This is a genomic window from Thermus caldilimi (assembly GCF_004684245.1).
GTDB lineage: Bacteria > Deinococcota > Deinococci > Deinococcales > Thermaceae > Thermus > Thermus caldilimi.
In genome coordinates this window covers 1,151,049-1,175,623 of record NZ_CP038452.1, presented here as the reverse complement: position 1 = coordinate 1,175,623, position 24,575 = coordinate 1,151,049, and the positions used below count along the sequence as shown (strand labels likewise).

Annotated in this window: 23 protein-coding genes and 2 pseudogenes; 15 read left to right on the top strand and 10 right to left on the bottom strand. The window is 64.6% G+C overall.

Translation table 11 applies throughout. The annotated features are described in order from the left end of the window. Positions 1–11 precede the first annotated feature (11 nt). Positions 12–458 (top strand): RrF2 family transcriptional regulator, encoded by a 447-nt coding sequence (locus tag EBI04_RS05950; RefSeq protein WP_038041747.1) that lies wholly within the window; start codon positions 12–14, stop codon positions 456–458. A gap of 48 nt (positions 459–506) precedes the next feature. Further along, positions 507–1,652, top strand: coding sequence for a cysteine desulfurase family protein (locus tag EBI04_RS05945; protein ID WP_206202078.1), 1,146 nt, complete (start codon positions 507–509; stop codon positions 1,650–1,652). On the opposite strand, the gene EBI04_RS05940 is transcribed toward EBI04_RS05945, so the two are convergent. Continuing rightward, complete coding sequence (locus EBI04_RS05940; protein ID WP_135256701.1) at positions 1,649–3,331, bottom strand: long-chain-fatty-acid--CoA ligase; 1,683 nt, start codon at positions 3,329–3,331, stop codon at positions 1,649–1,651. The genes EBI04_RS05945 and EBI04_RS05940 overlap by 4 nt on opposite strands. An 87-nt stretch (positions 3,332–3,418) precedes the next feature. On the opposite strand from EBI04_RS05940, the gene EBI04_RS05935 reads away from it, so the two are divergent. Further along, positions 3,419–4,045 (top strand): phosphoribosyltransferase, encoded by a 627-nt coding sequence (locus tag EBI04_RS05935; protein ID WP_135256700.1) that lies wholly within the window; start codon positions 3,419–3,421, stop codon positions 4,043–4,045. After that, entirely contained in the window at positions 4,033–4,413 is a 381-nt protein-coding gene (locus EBI04_RS05930; RefSeq protein WP_135256699.1) for a cupin domain-containing protein, read from the top strand. The genes EBI04_RS05935 and EBI04_RS05930 overlap by 13 nt, the downstream gene beginning before the upstream one ends. Positions 4,414–4,458: 45 nt before the next feature. On the opposite strand, the gene EBI04_RS05925 is transcribed toward EBI04_RS05930, so the two are convergent. The 4 genes and pseudogenes from EBI04_RS05925 to speD all read right to left on the bottom strand — a co-directional run bounded on the left by EBI04_RS05925 (position 4,459) and on the right by speD (position 8,003). Continuing rightward, a complete protein-coding gene (locus EBI04_RS05925; protein WP_135256698.1) occupies positions 4,459–5,415 on the bottom strand; it encodes an ABC transporter permease in 957 nt (318 codons plus the stop codon). Continuing rightward, a complete protein-coding gene (locus EBI04_RS05920) occupies positions 5,405–6,328 on the bottom strand; it encodes an ABC transporter ATP-binding protein (protein WP_135256697.1) in 924 nt (307 codons plus the stop codon). The genes EBI04_RS05925 and EBI04_RS05920 overlap by 11 nt, the downstream gene beginning before the upstream one ends. 1 nt (position 6,329) lies before the next feature. After that, positions 6,330–7,480: pseudogene (locus EBI04_RS05915) on the bottom strand (NEW3 domain-containing protein). An 88-nt stretch (positions 7,481–7,568) separates the two neighbouring features. After that, positions 7,569–8,003 carry an adenosylmethionine decarboxylase gene (gene speD, locus EBI04_RS05910; protein WP_135256696.1) on the bottom strand — a complete coding sequence of 145 codons (435 nt, stop codon included), beginning with the start codon at positions 8,001–8,003 and terminating at the stop codon, positions 7,569–7,571. 334 nt (positions 8,004–8,337) lie between these two features. Between speD and EBI04_RS05905 the strand changes: the two genes are divergently transcribed. The 5 genes from EBI04_RS05905 to EBI04_RS05885 are packed head-to-tail and all read left to right on the top strand — an operon-like array spanning position 8,338 to position 12,683. Next, positions 8,338–9,450, top strand: a complete 1,113-nt coding sequence (locus EBI04_RS05905; protein WP_135257862.1) for a transposase — start codon at positions 8,338–8,340, stop codon at positions 9,448–9,450. 40 nt (positions 9,451–9,490) lie between these two features. Then, positions 9,491–9,856, top strand: a complete 366-nt coding sequence (sdhC, locus tag EBI04_RS05900) for a succinate dehydrogenase, cytochrome b556 subunit (RefSeq protein ID WP_135256695.1) — start codon at positions 9,491–9,493, stop codon at positions 9,854–9,856. Next, complete coding sequence (locus EBI04_RS05895; RefSeq protein WP_135256694.1) at positions 9,846–10,241, top strand: succinate dehydrogenase hydrophobic membrane anchor subunit; 396 nt, start codon at positions 9,846–9,848, stop codon at positions 10,239–10,241. Before sdhC ends, EBI04_RS05895 begins: the two co-directional genes overlap by 11 nt. 1 nt (position 10,242) lies before the next feature. Then, on the top strand, positions 10,243–11,976 hold the full coding sequence (sdhA, locus tag EBI04_RS05890; protein ID WP_135256693.1) for a succinate dehydrogenase flavoprotein subunit: 1,734 nt from the start codon (positions 10,243–10,245) through the stop codon (positions 11,974–11,976). Between the two features lie 8 nt (positions 11,977–11,984). Next, entirely contained in the window at positions 11,985–12,683 is a 699-nt protein-coding gene (locus tag EBI04_RS05885; protein ID WP_038041761.1) for a succinate dehydrogenase iron-sulfur subunit, read from the top strand. 112 nt (positions 12,684–12,795) lie between these two features. Here EBI04_RS05885 and aspS read toward each other — a convergent pair. The 4 genes and pseudogenes from aspS to EBI04_RS05865 all read right to left on the bottom strand — a co-directional run bounded on the left by aspS (position 12,796) and on the right by EBI04_RS05865 (position 16,577). Continuing rightward, positions 12,796–14,063, bottom strand: a pseudogene (gene aspS, locus EBI04_RS05880) (aspartate--tRNA(Asn) ligase). Between the two features lie 114 nt (positions 14,064–14,177). Next, entirely contained in the window at positions 14,178–14,477 is a 300-nt protein-coding gene (locus EBI04_RS05875; protein WP_135256692.1) for a hypothetical protein, read from the bottom strand. Beyond that, positions 14,464–15,765, bottom strand: a complete 1,302-nt coding sequence (locus EBI04_RS05870) for a phospholipase D-like domain-containing protein (RefSeq protein WP_167481896.1) — start codon at positions 15,763–15,765, stop codon at positions 14,464–14,466. The genes EBI04_RS05875 and EBI04_RS05870 overlap by 14 nt, the downstream gene beginning before the upstream one ends. A 56-nt stretch (positions 15,766–15,821) precedes the next feature. Continuing rightward, positions 15,822–16,577 (bottom strand): TatD family hydrolase, encoded by a 756-nt coding sequence (locus EBI04_RS05865; RefSeq protein WP_135256690.1) that lies wholly within the window; start codon positions 16,575–16,577, stop codon positions 15,822–15,824. Positions 16,578–16,644: 67 nt separating this feature from the next. Between EBI04_RS05865 and EBI04_RS05860 the strand changes: the two genes are divergently transcribed. Both EBI04_RS05860 and EBI04_RS05855 read left to right on the top strand, forming a co-directional pair. Further along, positions 16,645–17,631 (top strand): lipocalin-like domain-containing protein, encoded by a 987-nt coding sequence (locus EBI04_RS05860; RefSeq protein ID WP_135256689.1) that lies wholly within the window; start codon positions 16,645–16,647, stop codon positions 17,629–17,631. A gap of 46 nt (positions 17,632–17,677) precedes the next feature. Further along, a complete protein-coding gene (locus EBI04_RS05855) occupies positions 17,678–18,331 on the top strand; it encodes a flavodoxin family protein (protein WP_135256688.1) in 654 nt (217 codons plus the stop codon). Positions 18,332–18,341: 10 nt separating this feature from the next. Here EBI04_RS05855 and tsaB read toward each other — a convergent pair whose 3' ends face one another. Next, positions 18,342–18,890, bottom strand: coding sequence for a tRNA (adenosine(37)-N6)-threonylcarbamoyltransferase complex dimerization subunit type 1 TsaB (gene tsaB, locus EBI04_RS05850; RefSeq protein ID WP_135256687.1), 549 nt, complete (start codon positions 18,888–18,890; stop codon positions 18,342–18,344). Between the two features lie 28 nt (positions 18,891–18,918). On the opposite strand from tsaB, the gene EBI04_RS05845 reads away from it, so the two are divergent. From EBI04_RS05845 to EBI04_RS05830, 4 genes are read left to right on the top strand one after another with little or no spacing between them, the layout of a single operon-like run. Further along, the gene (locus tag EBI04_RS05845; protein ID WP_135256686.1) at positions 18,919–20,112 is read left to right on the top strand and encodes a carbohydrate ABC transporter permease; all 1,194 of its coding nucleotides are present in this window, start codon (positions 18,919–18,921) and stop codon (positions 20,110–20,112) included. Further along, the gene (locus EBI04_RS05840; protein WP_135256685.1) at positions 20,102–21,295 is read left to right on the top strand and encodes a carbohydrate ABC transporter permease; all 1,194 of its coding nucleotides are present in this window, start codon (positions 20,102–20,104) and stop codon (positions 21,293–21,295) included. Before EBI04_RS05845 ends, EBI04_RS05840 begins: the two co-directional genes overlap by 11 nt. A 52-nt stretch (positions 21,296–21,347) precedes the next feature. Continuing rightward, positions 21,348–22,601, top strand: coding sequence for an ABC transporter substrate-binding protein (locus EBI04_RS05835; protein ID WP_135256684.1), 1,254 nt, complete (start codon positions 21,348–21,350; stop codon positions 22,599–22,601). Positions 22,602–22,655: 54 nt separating this feature from the next. Then, on the top strand, positions 22,656–24,536 hold the full coding sequence (locus EBI04_RS05830) for an aldehyde ferredoxin oxidoreductase family protein (protein ID WP_135256683.1): 1,881 nt from the start codon (positions 22,656–22,658) through the stop codon (positions 24,534–24,536). Positions 24,537–24,575: the final 39 nt, after the last annotated feature.

The following is a 24,575-nucleotide window of genomic DNA, read 5'->3' as shown; positions in this document are numbered from 1 at the left end:
ATACTGGGGGCATGTGGGTGTCCACGAAGGCCCAGTACGGCCTCAGGGCCCTGGTGGAGATCGGCCTCAAGGCTCCGGAGGCGGTGCCCCTCAAGGAGGTGGCGGAGGCCCAGGGCATCAGCCAGCACTACCTGGAGCAGATCGCGGCCCAGCTTAGGCGTTCGGGGTTCATCCGCTCCGTGCGGGGGGCCAGGGGAGGGTACCGCCTGGCTCGGCCTCCCGAGAGGGTAACGGCCCTCGAGGTGGTGGAGGCCCTCGAGGGTAGCCTGGCCCCGGTTTCCTGCATCGAGGACCCGGAGTCCTGCGCCAAGGTGGGGCAGTGCTCCACCGAACTCCTCTGGAAGCGGGTGGATCTGGCCATGCGCCAGGTTCTGGGGAGCACCACCTTGAAGGACCTCATCGAGGAGCGGAAGCTCATCGAGGCCAAGCGCTTGATTCAGCTTCAGCCCGCAGGCTAGGCAAGGGGTCTTGGGAAGGGCTGCCAGGGCTTGTCCCTGGCAAAGGGAATGGAGGGCAAGGAGGAAACCTTGGCTTCGGTCTATTTGGACTACGCCGCCACCACGCCCCTGGACCTCGAGGTCCAGCAGGCCATGCGCGAGGTGGAGGGAATCTTCGGCAACCCGAGCAGCATCCACCGCTTTGGCCAGGAAGCCAGGAGGGTGCTGGAGGGAGCCCGGGAGCGGATCGCAAGCCTCCTAGGGGTGCGCCCCAGGGAGGTGGTCTTTACCGGTTCGGGTTCCGAGGCGGATGCCCTGGCCCTTTTAGGGGTGGCCTTGGCCAAGGGGAAGGGGCATGTGGTGAGCACGGAGGTGGAGCACTCCGCGGTCCTCGGGGCCTTGCGGCTCCTTGAGCGCCTGGGCTTTGCCGTGACCCGGCTCAGGCCCGACCGCTTGGGCCTGGTTTACCCGGAGCAGGTGGAGGAGGCCCTGAGGCCCGGCACCATCCTGGTGAGCGTCATGGCCGCCAACAACGAGCTTGGCACCCTCTACCCCATCCGGGAGATGGCCGAGATCGCCCACGCCCACGGGGCCCTTTTCCACACGGATGCCGTGCAGGCCGTGGGCCAGGTGCCTTTCCGGGTGGATGAGGTGGGGGCGGACCTGGTTTCCCTAAGCGCCCACAAGTTCTATGGGCCGAAGGGGATTGGGGCTCTTTTGGTGCGCCAGGGGTTGGACCTCTTTCCCCTGGTGCCGGGCAAGCAGGAGGGGGGAAGACGGGGGGGCACGCAAAGCCCCGTCTTGGCCCAGGGGATGGCGGTGGCCCTGGAGAAGGCCTTAAGGATCTTGCCGGAGGAGTCCTCCCGGCTTCTCGCTTTGAGGCGGCGCCTCGAGGCGGGTTTGCTTTCCGTGGAAGGAGTGGAGCTCAACGGTCATCCCGAGCGTCGCCTTCCCAAGCTGGTCAACGTGACGGTGAAGGGTGCGGACGGGGAGGCCCTCCTCCTGGCCATGGACCTCATGGGGGTGGCGGTCTCCTCGGGCTCGGCTTGTTCCGCGGGGAGCCTCGAGCCCTCCCATGTCCTTCTGGCCATCGGACGCTCCCCCAGGGAAGCCCGGGCCTCCTTGCGCTTCTCCCTGGGACGCTACACCACGGAAGCCGAGGTGGACCGGGCGGTGGAGGTCTTCAGGGAGGCGGTGGCCCGGGCGCGGGCCTAAGGCCGCCTTTGGGCAAACTCCTCGCGGAGTTCCCGCCTGAGGATCTTCCCCACGCTGGTTTTGGGGAGGCTATCGCGGAACTCGATGATGCGGGGGACCTTGTAGGCGGCGAGGTTTTGCCGGCAGAAGGCTTCGATGTCCTTTTCCGTGACCTTGCCCTTATACCCTTCCTTGAGGACGATGAAGGCGGCCACGGTTTCCCCGCGGTAGGGGTCAGGCACGCCCACCACGGCGGCTTCCTGGACGGCTTCGTGCTGGTAGAGGACCTCTTCCACCTCGCGGGGGTAGATGTTGTAGCCCCCGGCGATGATCATGTCCTTTTTGCGGTCCACGATGTAGAAGTAGCCGTCTTGGTCCATTTTGGCCATGTCCCCGGTGAAGAGCCAGCCGTCCTTAAGGGCCTTTTGGGTTTCCTCGGGGCGGTCCCAGTAGCCCTTCATGACGTTGGGGCCTCGGACGACGAGTTCGCCCACCTCGCCTGGGGGCACCTCCTTGCCCTCCTCGTCCACCACCTTGGCCTCCACGCTGGGCAGGGGCATGCCGATGGAGCCCTTTTTGATTTCTCCCTGGACAGGGTTGGAGTGAGTCACGGGGCTTGCCTCGGAGAGGCCGTAGCCCTCGATGAGCCGGGCCCCGGTGATCTCCTCAAAGCGCTTGGCCACCTCCACCGGCAGGGGAGCGGCTCCGGAGAGACAGATGCGGATGCTCTTTACGTTTCGTTTCTCGATTCCCGGGAAGTGGTTGAAGGCCACGTAGAGGGTGGGCACCCCGGGGAAGTGGGTGACCCGGTGCTTTTCAATGGCCTCCACGATGGCGTGGATCTCTGGCCTGGGCAGGAGAACGATCTTGTAACCGGAGTAGATGCCGTAGTTCATGGCCACAGTCATGCCGTAGACGTGGAAAAAGGGCAGGGCTCCCAGCATCACTCCTTTGCCCAGGAGCTCCTTGGAGGTGGAATCCCAGGCATCGATCTGCAGGACGTTGGCCACCAGGTTCCGGTGGGTGAGCATGGCCCCCTTGGAGATCCCCGTGGTGCCCCCTGTGTACTGCAAAAGGGCCAGATCCTCAGGATCAGCGGGATGGGGGGTGGCGGGGGGATGCTTCAGGAGGTCCAGGAAGGCGTGGAATCCTTCCCGTTTGGGAAATCCCAGGGGGAGCTTGTCCCGCTTCGCCTTTAAGGGGTAAAGGAGGTTCTTGGGGAAGGGGAGGAAGTCCTTGATGCCCGTGACCACGGTGCGCTTCACCGGGGTTTCCCCCTCCACCTCCAGGAAGCGGGGCAGGAGGTGGTCCAGGATGACCAGGGTTTCCGCCCCCGAGTCCTTGAGCTGGTGCCTTAGCTCCCTTGGGGTATAGAGGGGGTTCACGTTGACTCCCACGCCCCCCGCTAGAAGGGTGCCGTAGAAGGCGATGACGAACTGGGGGGAGTTGGGGAGCATGATGGCCACCCGGTCGCCAGGCTTCACCCCCAGAGCCTTAAGCCCCTCGGCGAAGCGCCGGGATTTCTCCCATAGCTCCGTATAGGTAAGGGTTTTGCCCAGAAAATCCAGGGCCACGTGCTGGGCGTAACGGTTTGCGCTATTTTCCAGGAAGCGCCACAAGGGGATGGGGGGCACCTCCACCTCTGGGGGAACCCCAGGATCGTAGTGGGCGAGCCAAGGTCTAGAGCCTACCTGATCCATACTGACCTCCTTGGGGCCCAGGTTACCAAAAACTTTATACCGCGTTCAAGACCATGGACCGGTGTAGCATGGATAAGGAGGTTTCCTATGCGCTTCCGCGACCGCAGGCACGCTGGGGCTCTTTTGGTGGAAGCCCTGAAGCCCTTGGGGCTAGAACGCCCCGTGGTTTTGGGCATCCCTCGAGGCGGGGTGGTGGTGGCGGATGAGGTGGCGAAAGGCCTGGGGGGAGAGCTGGATGTGGTCCTGGTGCGCAAGGTGGGGGCTCCGGGAAATCCGGAGTTCGCCCTGGGGGCGGTGGGGGAAAAGGGGGGCATGGTCTTGAAGCCCTATGCCCTCCAGTACGCTGATCAAAGCTACCTGGAGCGGGAAGCGGCCCGGCAGAAGGACGTGATCCGCAAGCGGGCCGAGCGTTACCGTAAGGTGAGGCCAAAGGTGCCCCTTGCGGGCCGGGATGTGGTGCTGGTGGACGACGGCATCGCCACCGGTTCCACCATGGAGGCGGCCTTGGCCGTGGTGCTTTCGGAAAACCCCCGGCGGGTGGTGGTGGCGGTGCCCGTGGCCAGCCCGGATACGGTGGAGAGGCTGAAGGATCAAGCCGAGGTGGTGGCCCTCTCCACCCCGCCGGACTTCGCCGCCGTGGGGGCCTACTACATGGACTTCGGCGAGGTCACCGATGAGGAAGTGGAGGGCCTTTTGCTACAATGGTCGGCATGAAGCCCGTGGTCAAGCAGGCGGCCAGCGTGGAGGCCCGTCCCGTGGAGCGGGGGGAGAAGGCTTTTATCCAGGTGCTTATTGGCCCCGAGGATGGAGCCCCCCACTTCATCACCCGCAAATTCACCATCCTGCCGGGGGGCAGGATTCCCAAGCACAAGCACCCCAGCATTGAGCATGAGCAGTACGTACTCTCGGGGCGCATGAAGATCTATCTGGGCGACGAGGTGAGGGAGGTGGCGGCTGGACAGGCGGTCTACATCCCCCCGGACACACCCCATGCCTATGTGAACGAGGGGGATGAGCCGGTGGAGTTCCTCTGCGTCATCCCCAAGACCAACACCTACGCCACCGAGTGGCTGGAGGGCTAGAGTTTCCGGGATCCCCGCTGGGGTGCTTGGCCCCAGCGGGGTTTTCTAGGCGCGCACCTCTTGCCGCTGGAAGGCCACGTAGGCCAAGGTGAAGAGGAGGATCACCAGGGCCATGAGCCCGGTGAGCTGGGGCCAGATCAGGAGGAGGCTTTGGGATAGGGGAAGGGGGGTTCCCAGCACCGCTCCCTCCAGCTGGGTGATGAGGATGGGGCCTAAGGACCGCACCGCCGGGTTTAGCACGGCGGTGAGGGTTTCAGCATAGAGGGTGTTGGGGGAGAGGCGGGAGATCCAGAGGGCCAGGTTAGCCTGCCGAAGCTGGCTTTCCGGATCAAAGGGGTCGGCTTGAAGGAGAAGGGCGCTTGCCGCCAGGTCGGTGAGGATGGGGAAGAAGACGGCGAAGAAGAGCCAGACCCCGATGGCGGCTAGGGCGGCGGTGGCCGGCTGGCGAAAGAGGACGGAGAAGAGGAGGCCCAAGGCCAGCCAGAAGCCCGCATAGGCCAAGGTGGCCAGGAGGAAGAGGAAGGCCCGGCCCATTTCCTCGCCTCCGGGGGGCACTCCCAGGGTGAAGAGGCCCAGGCCCACCACCAGGAGGAAGAGGGCGGTGAGGAGCACGGCCAGGGTGCCGAGCCCCGCCAAGAACTTGCCGAAGAGGAGGGCGTCCCGGTAGATGGGCTGGGAGAGGATGCGGGAAAGCGTTCCCCGGGCGTACTCCCCGTTCACGGCGTCAAAGGCCAAAGCGATGGCCGCCAGGGGCACGAAGAAGGAGAGGAAGCCCACGAAGGAGGGCAGGGGGTCTTGGGCGGTGGTGAGGAGCTTGAGGTAGAGGTAAGGGTCCTCCCCCACGCTCTGGCGCAGGGTCTGGGTGCCGGTGTACACGGCGGCCAAGGCGGAAAGGAGGATTAACCCCTCCAGAATGCGCATCCTCAAGCCCGTGAGGTGGTCGGCCATCTCCTTGAAGAAGACCGCCCAAAGCCCGGTCCAGGGGGAGCCTTCACGCCGCATGGGCCACCTCCTTGAAGTAGTGGGCGTAGACCTCGTCCAGGCTGGGGCGGCGAAGTTCTAGGCTGAGGAGGGCGCCGTGCTCCACCGCCAGGCGGGCCAGCTCGGGGCGGAGGTCGCGGCTGGCCAGGACCCGGTAGCGCCCCCCTTCCGCCTCCACCCGCGTCACCCCGTCCAGGGCGCGGAAGCGGTCCTCGAGGCCCGGAGTGGCCTCCACCAGGATCTCGTACCCACCCCCCAACACCCTTTGCGCCAACTCCTCCACGGTGCCCAAAAGGGCGAGGTGCCCCTTATGGAAAAGCCCCACCCGGTCACAGACCTCCTGTACCTGGTGCAGGAGGTGGCTGGAGAGGAGGATGGTGATGCCCTCCACCTTCAGGCCCTTGATGAGCTCCAGAAACTCCCGGGCGGCCTCGGGGTCCAGGCCCAGGGTGGGCTCGTCCAGGATGGCCACCTTGGGCCTCTTCAGGAGCACCTCCGCAAGCCCAAGGCGCTGCCGCATCCCCCGGCTGAAGGCGGCCACGCGGCGGTCCCGCACCTCCCACAGGCCCATGCGCTTGAGCACCTCCTCTATGCGGGCCCTAGCCTCGGCCTCGGGGAGGCCCAAAAGGCGGGTGGTGTAGCGCAGGTTCTCCCAGGCGGTGAGCTCCCCGTAAAACCCCACCTGGTCGGGGAGGTAGCCCACCCTTGCCTTCACCTTCAGGGGCTCGCGCATGGGGTCCAGGCCCAGGACCCGGGCCTCCCCCTGGGTGGGCTCGGTGAGGCCCAGGAGCATGAGGATGGTGGTGGTCTTCCCCGAGCCGTTAGGCCCCAAGAGGCCGAAGACCTCCCCTTCCCGCACCTCCAGGTTCAGGTCCTCCACGGCCACCACCCGCCCGTAGCGCTTGGTGAGGCCATGGGTTTCGATGACCGCCATGCTACCTCCGGCCAAAGCGGTTCACGGCGAAGCCCAGGACCAGGAGGGCCACGGCCATGATGCCCACCCCCACCAGGCCCCAGAGGCTGGAGCGCACCACGGTGGCCCGGTAATCCAGGCTCTCGGAGAGGCCCTCGTCACCAGAGAGGCTTAGGGTCACCATGTAGTCTCCCGTCACCGCCTTGGGGGAGGGCTTGATGCGGGCGGTTACCTCCTGCTCCTGGCCGGGGTCCAGGGTGTCCAGCTTATCGGGCTCAAACTTCACCTCCCAGCCCGAGGGCTCCATGGCGCTGAAGGACAGGTTCTTGGCCGGGGCGCTGCCCTCGTTCTTCACCACCAGCTTCACCGAGTTTTCCCGGCCCGCCACCACCTGTCCGGAAAGCCGCCCCTCCTTGGTGGTGAAGCGCACCTCGGGCCGGCCCGTGACCTCGAGGGTCAAGGCCAGTTCCGCCTTGGCTTCCCCGGCGGCTGCCCTCAAGGTGAGGCCATAGGTGCCCGCCTTGGTGTCCTTGGGCAGGGAGACCTCCACGTCCAGGTCCTTGCTCTCCCCGGCCTTGATGGGCAGGCTCGTCACCTGCTGGCTGGAGAAGGCGGGGGTGAAGGTCACCTGCCAACCCTTGGGGGCCTCGTACTCCAGGGAGACCAAGAGGTCGCGGTCGGACTCGTTTTTCAGGGTCACCCGGTAGCGGAAGGAGCTGGTGGGAGGACCCTTGAGAATGGGGAGCTCCGCCTCGAGGCTAAGCCTCTGGGGCAGGCCCTGCCCCACCACCAGGCCGATGGGAAGGCTGGCGGTATGGCCAAGCCCCTCAGCCCGCACCAGGAAGCGGTAGGTGCCGGGCTTCACCTCCTTGGGAGGCTGGAGGCGAAGGGTAAGGGTAGCCTCCCCGTCCGGGGCCAGATACACCGCCCGCACCAGGCGACCCCCCCCGATGAGGCTGGCCTGCCAGCCTTGCGGGGCCTCGGCCACCTGGACCCGCACCACCCCGGGGGGAGACCATAGTTCTTGAGGGTGAGGGTCAGATTGACGCTCTCCCCGGGTTGCACCCCGATCTCCGGATAGGGGGTGCCTAGGGAAAGACCGCGAAAGCCCTGGGCTTGGGCTAAGGCCACGCCGAATCCCAGAAGAACCAGGGTGAGTAGCTTGCGCACCATACCTAAGCCTCCTCCTAATAAGCTAGAGAGGAAGGATGAGCCCAAAATGAAAACCCCGGGGCAAGCCCGGGAAAGGGGGGCAGTTTTCCTAACTCACCCGGGCCTCGAGGTACTCCCGCTCCCCCAGGACGATCTTCCGGGCCAGCTCGGGGTCCTTGGGAAACTCCTTGCCCCGGTTGATCATGTAGGTTTCGTAGCGGCCGATCTCGAAAACCGCGGTGAGCTTCCTGAGCACCTGGGCCATGTCAAAGGCCTTGCAGGAGAAGATGTCGATGGAAAGGAAGCGCTTTTTGGGGAAGGTGTGGATGGCGATGTGGCTTTCGGCGATGATCACCACCCCGGTCACCCCGTCCTCCCCCTTGGGGCCGTAGCTGTAGACGAAGGGGGGAAGCACCTTGGTCATCTCCATCTCCTCGGGGAGCTCGTCCAGAACGCGGCGCACCAGCTCGGCGTCCCGGAGCTTTTCGGGATTGGCGTCGTAGCCGTCCACCATCAGATGCGGTCCGAATCCAAAGAGTTCCATCCTGACCACCTCCTTCCCGTGCCCCCCGGGGTATCCCCCCGCGGCACGCCCCCCATTATGCCCCCCCCTCCCCCCCTGTCAATACCTTGTCCCCTGGCGGGAAAACCCCCTTTTGCTCCCCCTGGGGGTGGCCCTAGGGAAGGGGGGAGGGGAGGTGGAGGGAAGCTCCCTTGCATGCGCCTCTTATACGGGGATGGGGTATGGATGGGGAGGAAATAAGCCCCAGACGGTGGTTTCCTTAACTCAAAACTTGCACTTATCCACCCCCCGCATACCCATGCGCCAGGGGACCACTTGAAAAGGGCCGCCCGGTTCCCTTCGGATGAAGGGTGCCATGCACCAGACGGCCCAAGCTCTACTCTGGACCCTCCTGGCCCTCCTGCCAACCCCCCACCTCCGGGAGTCCCTCAAAGCGCTTCTTCTCCTCCTTCTCACCGGCCACGGCAAGGCCAGGCCCCAGCACAGCAAGACCAAGTCCCCTTCCGCCCTCTCCCGCTTCCTCAACCGCTATCCCTGGCCCACCCGCGCCCTCATCCGCCTGGCTCGCAAGAAGGCCCAGGAAACCCTCCACCGGGCCAGGCCCAGGCGGGGGCCCAAGCCCAGGCTCCTGGTGGTCCTGGACCTGGTCACCCTGGAGAAGCGGGGCCTCTTCCCCGCCTTGCCCCTCTCCTTTTTCCACGGCAAGTGGGGGCTCCACCTGGTGGTGCTCTATCTGGTGCTGGGAGAGCTGCGCATCCCCTGGGCCTACCGGGTGTGGCGGGGGAAGGGGGAGAAGGCCCTTTCCCTCCTTGCCCTGCGTCTTCTGGCCTCCCTGCCCCCCTGGATGCGCAAGTCCTTCCACCTTCGGGTGGTGGCCGATGCTGCCTTCGGCACCGCCCGGTTTCTTGTGGGGGTGCGGGGGTTGGGTCTGGAAGCGGTGGTGGGGATGCGGCGGGACCGAAAGACGCGGGAGGGGCTTCCCCTCTTTGGGCTCAGACGGCAGGGGAGCCGGGTGCACCTGCGGGGACTTCCCTTTCCCGTGTGGGTGAGCTGGTACCGCTATCCCTTACCCGGGGGAGGGTGGGAGTGGCGGTACGTGGTGGCCACCTTTCCCGCGGGGCCACGGACTGTGCTGGTGTGGGGGCGGCGGCGGTTTACCATTGAGCACTTCTTCCGCACGGTAAAGAGCGAGTTTTCCCTGGGGCGTTTTGGGCAGCGGACGGCCTTGGGGGTGCATCGGTTTCTGGTGTTGTCCTTCCTGGCTTACCTGCTGGCCCACTGGGTGAGGCTAGCTCCAGACGGGAGAGGTCTTTCTTGGCGGGAGGCTGGGCGGGAGGCGGCGCGCCTGCTTCTGCCGGAGGTGGTCTTGCGGGTCCTCATGGCCGAGCTGGGAGCTTTGGGTCTTTGGCCTCCGCCTGCGGGGGGAAGGGGGTGTTCATGCAGGGTATTCGGGAGGTGCAAGTTTTGAGTTAAGAAAGGTGGTATGATATCCCCGGCAAGGAGGTGCCATGTACAGGGGAAGAGAAGGGCAGTGGGCGTTTTACCTGCACCGGATTTCGGGCCTCGGCATCCTGGTTTTCCTAATCCTCCACGTGGCTAACATTTCCAGCGCCATGTGGGGTCCGGAGGTGTCCAACGCCCTCATGAAGTTCTACCACCAGCCGGTGTTCCAGATCGGGCTCCTACTTCTCATCGCTGGGGTGCTTTACCACGGGTTCAACGGGCTCAGGATCATCCTCATGGACTTCACCGCCTGGGGGGTGCGCTACCAGCGGCAGCTTTGGTACGGGGTCTGGGTTCTTTTCGTGATCTTCTACCTTCCTTTCCTGCTGAAGATTGGAGGGGGCATTTTAGGGGGTGGCCATGGCGATTAAGTCCAAGCGCTATGAGGAGGCTCTCCTCGAGGCCAGCACCAACCTGGAGCTTTACTGGTGGGTCTTCATGCGCATCTCCGGGGTGGTGTTGGTCTTCTTGCTCATCGGCCACATGTGGATGAACTCCGTCATCACCGACCTCAACAGCATCAACTACGAGTACGTGGCCAAGAGACTTTCCCAGACCACTTGGAAGATCTACGACCTTTTGATCCTGGCCTTAGGTCTCTTGCACGGGGCCAACGGGCTTAGGTATGTGCTGGATGACTGGATTCGAAACCCGTCCAGGCGCTTCTGGACCAAGGTGGTGCTCTACAGCCTCATCGCCTTTCTTTTCTTCCTGGGAAGCCTTTCCCTTTTCAATCACGATTTCGGGGTGAACTAGTATGGCCCACAGACACGAGGTCATCGTGGTAGGCGCAGGTGGGGCGGGCCTGGCTACGGCCCTCTATGCGGCCAGGGAAGGCGCCGACGTGGCGGTGATCACCAAGCTTTACCCCACGCGAAGCCACACGGGGGCGGCCCAGGGAGGGATAGGGGCGGCCTTGGGCAACGTGGAGGAGGACCACTGGGAGTGGCACATGTTCGACACGGTGAAGGGAGGGGACTACCTCACCGACCAGGATGCCGCCGAGGTCTTCGCTAAGGAGGTGATCGAGGCGGTCCTGGAGCTGGAGCACATGGGCCTTCCCTTTGACCGGCTCCCGAGCGGCAAGATCGCCCAGCGCCGGTTTGGCGGCCACACCAAGGACTGGGGCAAGGCCCCGGTGCACCGGGCGGCCCACGCCGCCGACCGCACCGGGCACATGATTCTCCAGACCCTCTATCAGCAGTGCGTGAAGCACAACATCACCTTCTACAACGAGTTCCACGTCACCGATGTCATCGTTGAGGACGGGGTGGCCAAGGGGTTGGTGGCCTACGAGCTGGCCACGGGGGAACTTCACCTCTTCCAAGCTAAGGCCATCGTCATCGCCTCGGGGGGCTTTGGCCGCATCTACAAGGTGACCTCCAACGCCTACACCCTCACCGGGGACCTGCAGGCCATCCTCTACCGCAAGGGGCTGCCCCTCGAGGACATGGAGTTCTACCAGTTCCACCCCACGGGGCTTTACCCCCTGGGCATCCTCCTCACCGAGGGGGCCAGGGGGGAGGGGGGCATCCTGAGGAACGCCCTGGGGGAGCGCTTCATGGAGCGCTATGCCCCCACCATCAAGGACCTGGCCCCCAGGGACATGGTTTCCCGGGCCATGTACCTGGAGGTGCGGGAGGGCCGGGGGGTGGGCCCCAAGAAGGACCACGTGCTCCTGGACCTCACCCACCTGCCCCCCGAGGTCATCGAGAAGAAGCTTCCCGACATCACCGAGTTCAGCCGCATCTACCTGGGGGTGGACCCCTTGAAGGAACCGGTGCCGGTGATGCCCACCGCCCACTACGCCATGGGAGGGGTTCCCACCACCCTCTGGGGCCAGGTCATCCGGGACGAGAACAACACCGTGGTGCCCGGGCTTTACGCCGCTGGGGAAGCAGCTTGCGTGAGCCTGCATGGGGCCAACCGTTTGGGTACCAACTCCCTGGGGGACCTGGTGGTCTTCGGCCGCCGCGCGGGGATCCACGCCGCCCGCTTCGCCAAGGATGCCGATTACCACGAGCTCACCGAGGAGCACCTGGGCGAAAGCCGCAAGCGCATCGAGCACCTCAAGAACTCTACCGGCAAAGAGAAGGTCGCCGTCCTGCGGGCTGAGCTCCAGCAGAGCATGATGGACCACGCCTCCGTCTTCCGCACCGGGGAGCTCTTGGCCAAGCAGGTGGAGATCCTGAAGGAGCTCATGGACCGCTACCGGAACATCTCCATTGACGACAAGGGGGATGCCTACAACACCGAGCTGGTGGAGGCCTTGGAGCTTGGGTACCTCCTCGAGGTCTCCGAGGCCCTGGTGCACTCCGCTTTGAACCGCACCGAGTCTCGCGGGGCCCATGCCCGGGAGGACTATCCCGAGCGGGACGACGCCAACTGGCTCAAGCACACCCTGGCCTACAAGGTGGAAGACGGCAAGGTGACCTTCCGCTACAAGCCCGTGGTCCTGGGCCGCTTTGAGCCCAAGGCCCGCACCTACTAGGAGGCGCCATGCAGGTAACCCTGAAGATCCTCCGCTTTGACCCCGCCAAGGACCAGAAGCCCACCTGGCACACCTACCAGGTGGAGGCCGAACCTTGGGACCGGGTTTTGGACCTCCTCCACAAAGTGAAGTGGGACCAGGACGGCACCCTGGCCTTCCGCCGGAGCTGCGGCCACGGCATCTGCGGCTCCGATGCCATGCTTATCAACGGCAGAAACCGCCTGGCCTGCAAGACCCTGGTGAAGGACCTGGGGAACGTGATCACCGTAGAACCCATCCGGGGCCTGCCGGTGGAGAAGGACCTCATCGTGGACATGGAGCCCTTCTTCGCCGCCTACCGGGCGGTGAAGCCCTACCTCATCAACGACGAGCCGCCCCCTGCGCGGGAGCGTTTGCAAAGCCCTGAGGAACGGGAACGGTTTGACCACGGCACCAAGTGCATCCTCTGCGCTTCCTGTACTACCAGCTGCCCGGTTTTCTGGGTAAACGGGACGTATCTGGGTCCTGCCGCCATCGTTCAGGCCCACCGCTTCATCTTTGACTCCCGCGACCGGGGGAAGAGAGAACGTTTCAAGGCCCTGGGCTCGGGGAGCGGGGTCTGGCGGTGCCGCACCGCCTACAACTGCACCGAGGCCTGCCCCCGGGAGATCCCCGTGACCCAGCTCATTGAAGAGGTCAAGCGGGCCATCCTCTTTGATCGGTTCTAAGCACCCCATCGCGGCTTAGGCCGCGATGGGGGCCCCAAGGGTGGAAAATGGCGCAACCAAGGCTTCCAAGGCTTCTCTGGGGTCCCCGTTGGGGCGCAAGCCCCAACGGGGCCTAGGGCGTGAGCCGGTGCCGGTCCCTGGGGAAGGCCCGGGCGTAGCGCACGTTGGGCAGGCCAAGGAGCTTTTGCGTGAGCCTTTCCGCCCCGATGGCGAACCCCCCATGGGGGGGCATGCCGTACTTGAAGACCTCCAGGTACCCCCGGAAGCCCTCGAGGTCCATGCCCTTGGCCTTCAGGCTTTCCACCAGGTCCTGGTAGCGGTGGATCCTCTGGCCCCCGGAGGTGATCTCCAAGCCCCGGAAGAGGAGGTCAAAGCTCCTTGTGGTGCCGTTTTCCTCGGGGTGGGTGTAGAAGGGACGAAGGCTTCGGGGGTAATGGGTGATGAAGAGCCAGTCCGAACCCCAGCGCTCCTTGGCGTACTGGCCCAAGAGGCGCTCCGCTTCCTCGGAAAGGTCCTGGCCCACGGGGTAGCCCAGTTCCTCCTTCAGGATTTTCCGGGCTTCGGCATGGGTCAGGCGGGGGATTTCCTTGGGGAAGGAGGGCCACTCGGCTTCCAAGAGCCGGATCTCGTTTCCGGCGCTGGAAAGGGCTTCCTCCAGCATCTCCTGCAGGAGGTTTTCCTCAAGCCGCATGAGGTCCTCCTCCCCCCGATGAACCCCATTTCCACGTCCAGGGAGAGGTACTCGTTCAGGTGGCGGCTGGTGTTGTGCTCCTCCATGCGCCAGACCGGGGCCACCTCGTAGACGCGCTCAAACACCCCCACCATGATCTGCTTGTAGAGCTGGGGGGACTGGGCCAGGTAGGCCCGATACTCAAAGTAGTCCACCCCGAAAAGCCCCGAGCCGCCCTCGGCCCCGGCCCGCACCACCTTGGGGGTGAAGATCTCCGTGAAGTCCTGGCGGTCCAGGTAGCGGCGGAAGCCCCGCACCAGGGTGGCTTGGACCTTGAGGGGGGCGCGGGCCTTCTCCCCCCTTAGGGTGACGTAGCGGTATTCCAGAAGGGTGTCGGGGCTTGCCCGCCACTCCTCCTTGGGGATTTCCACCGGGGTGGGCTCCAGGGCAGGGGAGAGGATCTCTATTTCCTTTGCCTGCACCTCGAGGCCCCCTGGGGCCTTGGGGTTTTCCACCACCTGGCCCCTTACCCGAAGGCTGCTTTCCGGCAAGGGGAGTTTCTGCCCTCCGGTGACCACCTGCACGATGCCGCTTCGGTCCCGGAGCAATAGGAACTGCACCTTGCCCAGGTCCCGCCGCCAGTGGAGAAAGCCCAAAAGCTCCACCTCTTCGCCCACATGCTTCTTCAAGTTCCGCACCAGAACCCGCATGCTCCCTCCTCTTAAGGTTTGACCCCCCCGGCCATGGGGGACCGGGGGGGCCGGATGGCCTTGCCCCCCGTCTAGGCGTCATTGCCCTGGGGCAGACGCATATTGCCCTTGAGTTTAGGGGGTTTCTCCCCCTAGGTCAAGGCGTTCAAAGGCCAGGACCAGGCTGGGGAGGTCCTGAGGGTTCGCCACAGCGAAGAAGTTCTCCTCCACCTGGTACCGGGCTGCCCACTCCCCTGCCACCCCGGCCAGGTTTAAGGGCTTTGCCTCCTCCCTCAGGAAGCGAAGGCGCCTTAGGCGCACGTCCCCTGCCTCGGAGTAGAAGACCTGGTAGACCACGCCCCCCAGGCGCTTCTCCCCGTAGAAGCCTCCTTCTATGGGGCTTATCTCGTAGCCCAGGGCCTTAAGGGCTTCCATCCAGCACCTCGAGGGCCGAGGGATCCTCTAGCACGATCTCGTAGTAGCCGGCGTAAAGCACGATGCGCCCCCTGGCCCTTACCTTCTTACCCAGGTAGCTTTGAGGGAAGGGTTGCCGGAAGAGGGCGTAACTCCTTGGGAAAACCACCAGCCTCAGGTCGCTTTCCCCGGGTCCGAACCGGAGGAAGGCCACGGTACCCCGGTCTTCCACCTGCTGAACCACCCCTTCCACCGTGGCTATACGGCCAAAGTATTTCGGGGCCTCTTGCCAGGGGATGACCCCTTCCAGGGGCGGTAGGGCAAAGGGGTTTTCGGTAAGGCCTGCCTGGAAGTCCCTTTCCATAACGGAAAGGAGCCTGGCGAAGGCCTCGGGAGCTTCTTTGTGGGTGAAGCGCACGGAAAGCTCCCGGTTGGCGTTTAAGGAATTGGCGCTCAGGTTCAGGCTTCCCAGAAGGGCCACCTCCCCGTCCACCACCAGGGCTTTGGCGTGCACGTAGGGATCGGGTAGGAAGCGGAGATCCGCCCCGGCCTGCCTTAGCTCCTCCGCTCCCGCCAGGAAGTAGGTGTCCCCCGGCTCCTGGGGGCTTCCCACCAGGCGGACCCGGACCCCTCTGGCCAAGGTTTCCTTGAGGGTGGCCACCACCTCGGGGTCGGCCATGGCCTGGTGCTCCAGGAAAACCTCTTTCTTGGCCCTGCGAATCAGGGTGAGGAGGGTTTCCCGGGCGTTGCCCTCCTTGACCCCGCCCAGGGTACGGCTTGGAGCCCAGACCAGAAGCGCCTGGGAGAGATCCAGCCTTTTCCCCTCCCAGTCCGCTTCAAAGACCTTCACCACCTCCGCCACCTGTCTGGGATCGTCCAGGATGAGGGCGTACTCCCGGTTGGCGGTGAAGGAACTTCCCGTGAGGTTCATGGTGCCCACCCAGGCCCGCTTGCGGTCCACCACCAGGCTTTTCTCGTGGACGAAGACAAAGCGGAAGGGGGTGGTGAGCTTGACGTCTACTCCCCGTTCCTTCAGGGCCTGGAATACCGTGAGGTCCACCCGTCCCCCGGAGGGCTCCCGCTCCAAAAGGACCTTAACCTTCACGCCCCGGGCCACGGCTTCTCCCAAGGCGTCCACCACGTCCAGGCGGCTTGGGGTCCAGAGGTACATCTTCACCAGGATTTCCTCCCGGGCCGAGGCGATGAGGTCCAGTAGCGGCTTAACCCCATCGTCCGGCTCCACCACCAGCCTGGGGGCGGCCAGGGCGGGTAGAAGGAGGAGGAAAAGAAGGAAAAGAAGTTTTCTCATACCACCTTCCATTCTGACCCATGGGGGTCAGGAAATCCGCAAGCAGAAGGCGGGGGCTATGTCCAGCGGAAGCAGGTTTTAGCGTTCTGATCGGTGATGGATTCTATTTCCTCCAAGGCCACCCCCCGCACCTCCGCAAGCTTGTTCAGGGTGTGGTGCACGTAGTGGGGAAGGTTGCGCTTTCCCCGGTGGGGTTCTGGGGGCAGGAAGGGGGTGTCGGTTTCCACCAGGAGCTGGGCCAAAGGAAGCCTTTGGGCGGCTTCCCAGAGGGCCTGGTTTTTCTTGTAGGTGAGGGGGCCTGCGAAGCTAAAGTAGGCTCCCACCTCGAGGCCCGCTGCCTCGAGGGCCGGGTGCCCGCCGAAGGCGTGGAGGACCACCCTTTTGGGTCGGTGGGCGAGGAGCCAGGTGGCCAGGTCTTCCTCCGCTTGTCCATCCTTGCTCCGCACATGGAGCACCAAGGGTAGTCCGAGCTCCTCGGCCAGGGTTGCTTGGAACTCCAGGGCCTTGAGCTGGGCGGGCTGGGTTTCGGGGGTCCAGTAATAGTCTAGGCCGCTTTCCCCAATGGCCCGCACCCGGGGATGGCGGGCGTAGTGCCTTAGGGCCTCTTCCACCTCGGGGGAGAGGAGGTGGGCGGAGGTAGGGTGGAGGCCCACGGCGGCGTAGACGTTCCCTTCCGCCAGGCTCAGGGTCCTCTCCCAGCGGCTGGGGTCCACCCCCAGGGTGAGGACGGCCTTGAGCTCGGGGAGGTGGGCCTTGGCCTCGGCGAGCTCCGCCTCCTCCAGGAAGTCCAGGTGGGCGTGGGTGTCCGTCATGCCCGGGCCCCAGTCTACCCCGGAAAGGGCTACACACCGGGGTCTTTCCCCGAGGTATTTTGGAACCATGCGCCGCATCGGATGGCTGGCCCTGGTGCTGACCGCCTGTGCCCCGGCCCTCTTGGCCGTGGTCCCGGAAAACCTACCTGACCCCGGGGACTGGGACCCTAAACCCGCCCCGCTGGAGTGGTGGTACGCTTCGGGGTGGGCCGAGCCCTACGCCTTCCACTTCGCCTTTTTCAGGGCCTACGCCCCGCCCTCCTACCGCATCCTGGGTTTGCCGGGAAGCCTCTTTGGCGCTTTCCACGCCGCCCATCTGGCCCTCACCGACCTGCGCACAGGGGAAAGGCGCTTCCTGGAGGTCTCCGACCAAGACCTCTTCGCCCCCAGAGGGCGGGCGGAACCGGGCCCTTACCTGGAGGTCTCCGGTTGGCGGTTCTATAGGGAGGGGGAGGGCTTCCGCCTGCTGGCGGGACCCGTGGATCTCGCCTTCCTTCCCTTAAAGTCCCCGGTGGTCCACCCGCCTGGCTACTCGGGGACGGCGGAGACCGGACGCATGTACTACCAGTCCTACACCCGGGTGGAGGTCCGGGGCCGGGTCCTGGAGGAAGGGGTGCAGGGGGAGGCTTGGCTGGACCACCAGTGGGGGGAGCAGTTCTCCGGGGTCTCCGCCACTTGGGACTGGTTCGGCCTCCACCTCTCGGACGGTTCTGAGCTCATGGCCTACCAGGTAAAGGGCCGGGAAGGCCAGGTGGTCCAGGTGTTGGGAAGCCGGGTGGATCCCTTAGGGCGGGTGGAGGCCCTGGAGTTGGCCTTTGTGCCCCTCGAGGCCTGGACAAGCCCCTCGGGCCGCACCTACACCCTCGCTTGGCGCCTTGTGGGGCCAGAGCTGGACCTTACCCTCCGCTCCCTCTTCCGGGAAGGAGAGATCCTCTCCCGCACCACCCGGGTGGCCTACTGGGAGGGCCCGGTGGCGGGGGAGGGTACCCTTAGGGGCTACCCGGTGCGGGCCCGGGGGATGGGGGAGTTCGTGGCCGGAGCTTGGCGGCCTTAGAGTGCGCATGCTATGCTAAAGGAGGTTTAGTGTGTAGGTGATATTTATGGGCTTACGCGTGCTCGGCGTCAACGCATCGGCACGGACGGACGGGTTTACGGCAGCGTTGCTGGACGAGGTTCTGGAAGCGGCCAGGGGTAAGGGAGCGGTCACCGAGCGCTTGGACTTGGTGAAGCACCCCTTTCCTTTTTGTGCGGGGAATTACTCCCTGGACCCCGCCTCCTGCGGCCCCGATACCTGCGTGCAGGGGCCCTGGGATGGGTTTGGCAAGGTGGCGGAGAAAATCCTGAATGCAGACGCTGTGGTCTTCGCCACCCCGGTCTACTGGTTTAGCGTTTCCGCCCGGATGAAGGCCCTCTTGGAGCGCATGACCTCCATGGAGAATCAAGGGCTTTTGAACCTGGGCAAGCCCATGGCTCTCCTGGCGGTGGCGGAGGAGGAGGGGGCGAGCCAGGCGCTTGCGCAGATGCTTTTACCCCTCTCCTATATGGGGTTTGTCCTGGCCCCTTTGGGTTTGGTCTACGCCCACCACCGGGGAACCCCAAATCTTAGGGAAAACGCTGAGCTCCTGGAAGACGCCCGCATCGCTGGGGAGAACCTGGTGCTGATGGCGGAGAAGCTTAGGGGTGCCGCTTTCCGGGAGCCCCTTCCCAGCTACCAGTACCGCCTGCCCCGGCTGCCAGGAGTGGCGGCGGACTAGCAGGGAGGCTTTAAAGGTACAAGGGCTCCACCCCCTCCCGGGCAAAGGGCAAAAGCTCGTAAAGGGCCCTAGGGTCAGGGGGGGCGTCCAGGAGAAGGTGGCTACCCTGGAGCCGTGAGATCTCCTGGGCTTTGAGTTTCCTGGGGGCCTCGAGCACAAGGGGTTTCCCCTCACGCCTGGCGTAGGTGGCCCCGTAGTAGAGCCCGTTTCTGGCGGTGAAAAGGGCTTTTAGGGGAGGCCCGTCTTCCTCCAAATGGGGCCAGGAGGCAGCGAGGAGGGAACTTACCCCAAACACCCTGGCTCCGTGGGCTAAAGCGATGCCCATGCCTGCGGCCAAAGCGATGCGAAGACCCGTGTAGGAGCCCGGACCCTCCCCCAGGACCAGGGTGCCGATCTCCTCCCGCTCCACGCCCACTTCCCCTAAGAGCTCGTCCAGTAAGCCAAACAGGGCTTCCTCGTGCCTACGGCCCAGCCGCACCATACGGCCCACCCCCTCTTCCCCGCGGAAGAGGCCCAAGGAGAGGTAGGGGGTAGCGGTGTCCAGGGTGAGGGTCCACACCCTTCCATCCTATATACTCCGGCACGGGATGCGGACCTTTCCCCTTCATGCCCTTCTGTCCTTGGGGGCACTCCTTGCCTTGGGTGTGTACGCCTTCCGGCTCGGCTTTCTCCCGGGGGCCTGGGTGGGGGTGGGGCTTGGGCTTTACGCCCTTCTCGTCCTTTGGGGGCTTCGTTTTGGTTGGCGCCATGTCCTTTTGGGGCTGGGGCTTTTTGCGTACTGGCTCCCACCCCTGGCGTTTTTGGCTCCTCTCTTGTTTGCCCTCTTGTTTGGCCGGGGCCTTAGGGAAAAGGAGCAGGCAGCCCTCTACGGCTGGGCCCTGGTTTGGCCGGCCTTAGCCCTCCTTCTGGTCTGGCATGTTTTCCCCACCTTTTACGCCTTTTATCTGAGCCTTTTTGAACGGGTGAACTTCCTTCGCCCGGCGGCCTTCTCCGGTTTGGAGAACTACCGTATCCTCCTCCAAGACCCTCTTTTCTGGAAGGCCTTGGGGAACACCTTCTGGTACGTGATCTTTACCGTGCCGGTGGGCCTTTTCCTGGCCACGGGGGTGGCCATCCTTCTGAACGCCCAGGTGGCCTTCCTGGGGTTTTACCGCACCCTTTACTTTCTCCCCTACATCACCGCCCTCACGGCGGCGGCGGCGGTGTGGCGGTGGATCTACCACCCGGAATTCGGTTTCCTCAACTGGCTTCTGCGCACCCCGGGTCTGGACTGGCTGAACACGCCCAAGGGTGTCTTTGCCCTTCTCCTTGAGCCCCTGGGAGTTCAGCCCCAGGGGTTTTGGGCGGGGCCCAGCCTGGCCTTTGTGGCCATCATGGTCATGAGCGTGTGGCATTTTCTGGGATACCAGGTGGTGATCCTCCTGGCCGGGCTTCAGGCCATTCCCAAGGAGTATTACGAGGCGGCGGAGCTGGATGGGGCGAGCTTTTGGCAGAAGCACCGGCTTATCACCTGGCCGCTTCTTTCCCCCACCACCTTTTTCCTCTTCACCTTGGGGCTTATCGGGGCCTTCCAGGTGTTCACCCAGGTTTACGTCCTGACCCCCACGGGCGGGGTGCTGCAGGATACCCTAACCCTGGCTTTTTACCTCTACAACAAGGGCTTCCGGGATTCGGACTTTTCCTACGCCAGCGCCATCGCCATGGTGACCTTTTTCCTCATCCTGGTTCTCACCTTGGTTCAAAGGCGGGTTTTGGAAAGGCGGGTGAACTATGAGATTTAGGCCCGGTGTCCTGTTCGTGCACCTGTTCCTCTTTCTGGGGGGGCTCGTCATGGCCTTCCCCTTCTACTGGATGCTGGCCACCAGCCTGAAAAGCCCCCAGGAGGCCCTGCAGGCCAAGCCTATCTGGGTTCCAGAGCGCATGAAGCCGGCGAACTGGCTCAAGGCGGCCCGGCTGGGGGATAGCCCTCTATGGGGGGGCTTGGCACCTGGAAGGAGCGTGGAGCTGGTTTTCCCTGGGAGGGAAGGGCATCCGCCCAGAGCCCTGGTACCCCGCACCCCTGGGGCCTTCTTTGATCCCCGGGCCGACGGCACCCGGGTGGAGGTGGTGTATCGGGAAGGGGCTTGGCGGGTGCGGCTGACCAACACCACGGAGGAGGCCTTCCGCTTTTTGCCCCTGGTGGTGCTCTGGCCCAAGGAGGTCCCTCTGGAGGCCCCCTTGCCCCCCGACGCCATCCGCTCCCAGGGGGAGTACTGGCGGCTGGAGTGGGTGAATGCGGTGCCCGGGGCCTTGGGCTACGTGTTCCACAACTACCTGGAAGCCTGGCATGCGGCTCCCTGGGGGCGCTACTTCTTCAATAGCTTCTTCACTGCGTTGACCCAAGTGGCGGTGGGGCTTTTCCTGGCGGCCCTGGCGGCCTTTGCCCTGGCCCGCATTCCCTTTCCCGGCAAGGAGGCGGTGTTCGTGCTCATCCTGGCCACCATGATGGTGCCGGGGGAGGTGCTTCTGATCCCCAACTACGTCCTCCTGGCCCGGCTGGGCTGGCTGGACACCTACTACGCCCTCATCGTCCCTTGGCTGGCCTCGGTCTTCGGCATCTTCCTCCTGCGGCAGTTTTACCTTTCCCTCCCCCAGGACCTCTTTGATGCCGCCCGCATCGACGGGGCGGGGTACCTGACCCAGCTTTTCCGCATCGCCCTGCCCTTAAGCCTCCCTGGGCTTGTGTCCTACGGTATCTTCACCTTCCTGGGGGCCTACAACGCCCTCCTCTGGCCCCTCATCGTCACCCAAAGTCCGGAGATGCGCACGGTGCAGCTGGGCTTGCAGGCCTTTGTTTCCGAGGCGGGTTCGGACTATGGGGCCTTGATGGCGGCCAGCACCTTCGTGATCCTCCCCGTGATCCTGGGCTACTTCTTCGCCCAGCGCCAGTTCATCCAGGGCATCGCCCGCTCGGGGCTCAAGTGAGTTTGAATTTCCCCTGACAATGGACGCGGTATACTCTGCCTGGAGGTGTGAGGTGAGGAAAACGCTTTTGCTGATGGTGATTTTAGGGTTGGCCCTGGCCCAGCAGGCCAAGCCCGAGGACGTCATCAAGGAGCAGTGCGCCAAGGCCAAGGTGGTGGCCGAGCTCTGGCACGGCTTCACTGGAGGGGCGCCCAAGGCCGCCTTGGAGAACCTGGTGGTGGAGTTCAACAAGGGCCAGCAGGGGCGGTGCGTGCGCCCCGTACCCCAGGGGAGCTACCGGGACCTCTCCACCAAGATTAAGGCGGCCTTCGCCGCGGGGAAGGTTCCGGCCATGGCCCAGGCCTACGAGAACAACATCGCCCTGTACCTCGAGGCCAAGGCCCTTCTGCCCATTGAGTCCTTGGGGGTGAAGCTTCAGGGGGTGAACCTGGCCTTCCTGAACGCCGTGCGCTTCGGGGGGGTAGTCTACGGGGTGCCCTTCAACAAGAGCATCCAGGTCCTCTACTACAACAAGGACCTCCTCAAGAAGCACGGGGCCAGGGTGCCCATCACCCTCGAGGAGTTCGTGGCCTTAAGCAAGAAGCTCTCCCAGGCCGAAGGGGGCCCGGTCTACTGGTTCCAACCGGACGCCTCCACCTTCGCCTACTTCTTCTTCAACCTTGGAGGAAGCTACCTGAAAAACGGCAAGCTGGTCCTGAACTCCAAGGAGGCGGTGGAGGCCCTCACCCTCCTGCAAAACGGGGTGAGGGAGGGTTGGGCCAAGGCCATTACCTCCGGGTACATCAACCAGAACCTGGGCTCCGGCCCTTACGCCTTCAGCGTGGATACCTCCGCGGGCTACACCTATTACCGCCAGGGGGCTAAGTTTGACCTAGGGGTGGCCACCCTGCCGGGCCGCACCTCCGGCCAGGTGGGCTTCGCCCTGGTCCAGGGCACCAACCTGGTGGTCTTCCGCCAGGCCAGCAAGGAGGAGCAGGCGGTGGCCAAGGACTTCCTGCAGTTTGTCCTCTCCCCCAGGGCCCAGGCGGTCTTCGCCACCGCCACCGGGTACGTGCCGGTGACCGAGGGAGCTCTGAAGGATGCGGTCTACCAGACCTACGCTACCGAGAACCCCGACTTCGCCACCATCGTGCGCCAAAGCCGCTACGCTAAGTTTGAGCCGGCTTTGGCGGAGTGGGAGCAGATCCGCTTTGACATCCTGGGCCAGGCCATCAAGGAGGCCATTTTGAACAAGGCGGATCCCAAGTCCGCCCTGGACAAGGCCCAGAAGCTGGCCGAGGACCTTTTGGCGGGGAAGACCCGCTAGCGCAAGTGGGGTTTTTCCCCCTGGGGCTTTAGCCCCAGGGGTTAAACTTTAGCTATGCCCAAGGGCTATCACGACCGCGTGGCCTTCGTGGACCTCTCCACGGGACGGATCTGGTACGAGAGCTACGGCGAGGCTTTCTGGCGCAGCGTTCTTGGGGGCAGGGCTCTTTCCGCCTACCTTCTTTTGAAGCATGTGCCCAGGGGAGCGGATCCCCTGGGCCCGGAAAACGCCCTTATCTTTGCCCCCGGCATCCTCACCGGCACCCCCATCTCGGGGTCGGGCCGCAACACCGTGGCCGCCAAAAGCCCCCTCACCGGAGGGTATGGGGATGCGGAGGCTGGGGGGTTCTTTGGCGCCGAGATGAAGAACGCCGGCCTGGACGCCCTGGTGATCCTGGGGCAGGCGGAGGAACCCGTATACCTTCACGTGGAGGGTGGCGAGGTGGCCCTTCACCCCGCCTCCCATCTTTGGGGTAAAGACCCCTTGGAAGTGGAAACCCTTCTCAAGGCGGCGCATGGCCCCAGCACCCGTGTGGCCCAGATCGGCATCGCAGGGGAAAACCAAGTTCTCACCGCCAACGTGATCCACGACCTGGCCCACTTCGCCGGGCGAGGGGGCTTGGGGGCGGTGATGGGGGCCAAACGCCTGAAAGCGGTCTCCGCCCGGGCCAGAAAGGATACCCGTCCCACTTACCACGATCCCGCCCTCCTCTCCACCCTGGCCCGGCGTATGGCGGGGGAACGCATGGAAAGGGCCGCGGGCCTGGTCACCATGGGTACCGTGGGCACGGTGAAGCCCTTTAACCTAAGGGGGGTTCTTCCCAGCCATAACTTTCTGGATGGCTTCCTGGAAGGAGCCGAGGCCCTGGACGGCACTAGCCTGGATGCCCTGGGCATCCGCATCGGTCGGGATACCTGCTACGCCTGCGCCATCCGTTGCAAGCAGGTGGTGCGGATCGAGGGCACCGGCAAGTACGACGTGCGCCCCGAGTACGGGGGGCCGGAGTACGAGGGGCTGGGGGCTTTGGGCTCCACCTGTGGGGTGGTGGACCCCTACGCGGTCACCAAGGCCAACACCCTCTGCAACCAGTACGGTCTGGACGTGATCGGGGTGGGGGTGACCATCGCCTCGGCCATGGAGGCCGCGGAGAAGGGCTACCTGGACGATGAGGGTCTGGGGCTCCGCTTCGGCAACGGGGACGCCTTGATCGCTGCCATAGAGAGGCTGGCCCGGAGGGAAGGGCGGCTTGGGGAGCTCTTGGCCTTGGGGTCCAGGCGGCTTTCGGAGGCCATCGGCCATCCGGAGCTGGCCATGCAGGTGAAGGGCCAGGAGGTGCCCATGCACGACCCCCGGTACAAGCGGGCCCTGGGGGTAGGGTATGCGGTGAGCCCAACGGGAGCCGACCACAACCACAACCTGCACGACACCGCCTTCGCCAAGGAGGGGAAGGCCCTAAAGGAGCTTCGCTTCTATGGGGAAGACTTTGCGCCCCTTCCCCCAGAGGACCTTTCCGAGGCCAAAATCCGCATGCTCTGGACCAAGACGAGGGAGCGGGGCTTCGTGAACAGCCTGGTGATGTGCGACTTTGTGCCCTGGACCCCAGAGGAGTGGCAGGAGGCCATCTACGCCACCACAGGCTGGCGGCTTTCCCCTAAGGAGATGCTGGAGGTAGGGGAGAGGACGCTTCAGCTCACCCGGCTTTTCAACCTACGGGAGGGGATCGGTCCGGAGGAGGACCGCCTACCCGAGCGTTTCTTCCAGCCTTTCCGGAAGGGAAATCCCGAGGCCCATCTGGACCCCGGGGCCTTCCAGGAGGGCGTGCGCACCTACTGGCGGCTTGCGGGGTGGGAGAAGGGAAGCGTGGACCCGGGAAGGCTAAGGGACCTGGGTCTTGAGGAGTTTACCCCCCTGGCCCAGGGCCCCCAGGGCAACTAGGGCAACCGGGCCACGAAGCGAAGCCCTTACCCCCTGCCG

Excerpts from the sequence above, each read along its gene's own strand:
- EBI04_RS05870 (WP_167481896.1), bottom strand. The coding sequence starts at position 15,765 with ATGAGAAAACTTCTTTTCCTTCTTTTCCTCCTCCTTCTACCCGCCCTG.
- EBI04_RS05865 (WP_135256690.1), bottom strand. The coding sequence starts at position 16,577 with ATGACGGACACCCACGCCCACCTGGACTTCCTGGAGGAGGCGGAGCTC.
- EBI04_RS05875 (WP_135256692.1), bottom strand. The coding sequence starts at position 14,477 with ATGGAAGCCCTTAAGGCCCTGGGCTACGAGATAAGCCCCATAGAAGGA.
- EBI04_RS05925 (WP_135256698.1), bottom strand. The coding sequence starts at position 5,415 with ATGCGGCGTGAAGGCTCCCCCTGGACCGGGCTTTGGGCGGTCTTCTTC.
- EBI04_RS05950 (WP_038041747.1), top strand. The coding sequence starts at position 12 with ATGTGGGTGTCCACGAAGGCCCAGTACGGCCTCAGGGCCCTGGTGGAG.
- EBI04_RS05895 (WP_135256694.1), top strand. The coding sequence starts at position 9,846 with ATGGCGATTAAGTCCAAGCGCTATGAGGAGGCTCTCCTCGAGGCCAGC.
- EBI04_RS05940 (WP_135256701.1), bottom strand. The coding sequence starts at position 3,331 with ATGGATCAGGTAGGCTCTAGACCTTGGCTCGCCCACTACGATCCTGGG.
- EBI04_RS05830 (WP_135256683.1), top strand. The coding sequence starts at position 22,656 with ATGCCCAAGGGCTATCACGACCGCGTGGCCTTCGTGGACCTCTCCACG.
- EBI04_RS05860 (WP_135256689.1), top strand. The coding sequence starts at position 16,645 with ATGCGCCGCATCGGATGGCTGGCCCTGGTGCTGACCGCCTGTGCCCCG.
- EBI04_RS05885 (WP_038041761.1), top strand. The coding sequence starts at position 11,985 with ATGCAGGTAACCCTGAAGATCCTCCGCTTTGACCCCGCCAAGGACCAG.
- EBI04_RS05905 (WP_135257862.1), top strand. The coding sequence starts at position 8,338 with ATGCACCAGACGGCCCAAGCTCTACTCTGGACCCTCCTGGCCCTCCTG.
- EBI04_RS05935 (WP_135256700.1), top strand. The coding sequence starts at position 3,419 with ATGCGCTTCCGCGACCGCAGGCACGCTGGGGCTCTTTTGGTGGAAGCC.
- EBI04_RS05920 (WP_135256697.1), bottom strand. The coding sequence starts at position 6,328 with ATGGCGGTCATCGAAACCCATGGCCTCACCAAGCGCTACGGGCGGGTG.
- speD (WP_135256696.1), bottom strand. The coding sequence starts at position 8,003 with ATGGAACTCTTTGGATTCGGACCGCATCTGATGGTGGACGGCTACGAC.
- EBI04_RS05945 (WP_206202078.1), top strand. The coding sequence starts at position 507 with ATGGAGGGCAAGGAGGAAACCTTGGCTTCGGTCTATTTGGACTACGCC.
- EBI04_RS05840 (WP_135256685.1), top strand. The coding sequence starts at position 20,102 with ATGAGATTTAGGCCCGGTGTCCTGTTCGTGCACCTGTTCCTCTTTCTG.
- sdhC (WP_135256695.1), top strand. The coding sequence starts at position 9,491 with ATGTACAGGGGAAGAGAAGGGCAGTGGGCGTTTTACCTGCACCGGATT.
- sdhA (WP_135256693.1), top strand. The coding sequence starts at position 10,243 with ATGGCCCACAGACACGAGGTCATCGTGGTAGGCGCAGGTGGGGCGGGC.
- EBI04_RS05855 (WP_135256688.1), top strand. The coding sequence starts at position 17,678 with ATGGGCTTACGCGTGCTCGGCGTCAACGCATCGGCACGGACGGACGGG.
- EBI04_RS05930 (WP_135256699.1), top strand. The coding sequence starts at position 4,033 with ATGGTCGGCATGAAGCCCGTGGTCAAGCAGGCGGCCAGCGTGGAGGCC.
- EBI04_RS05845 (WP_135256686.1), top strand. The coding sequence starts at position 18,919 with ATGCGGACCTTTCCCCTTCATGCCCTTCTGTCCTTGGGGGCACTCCTT.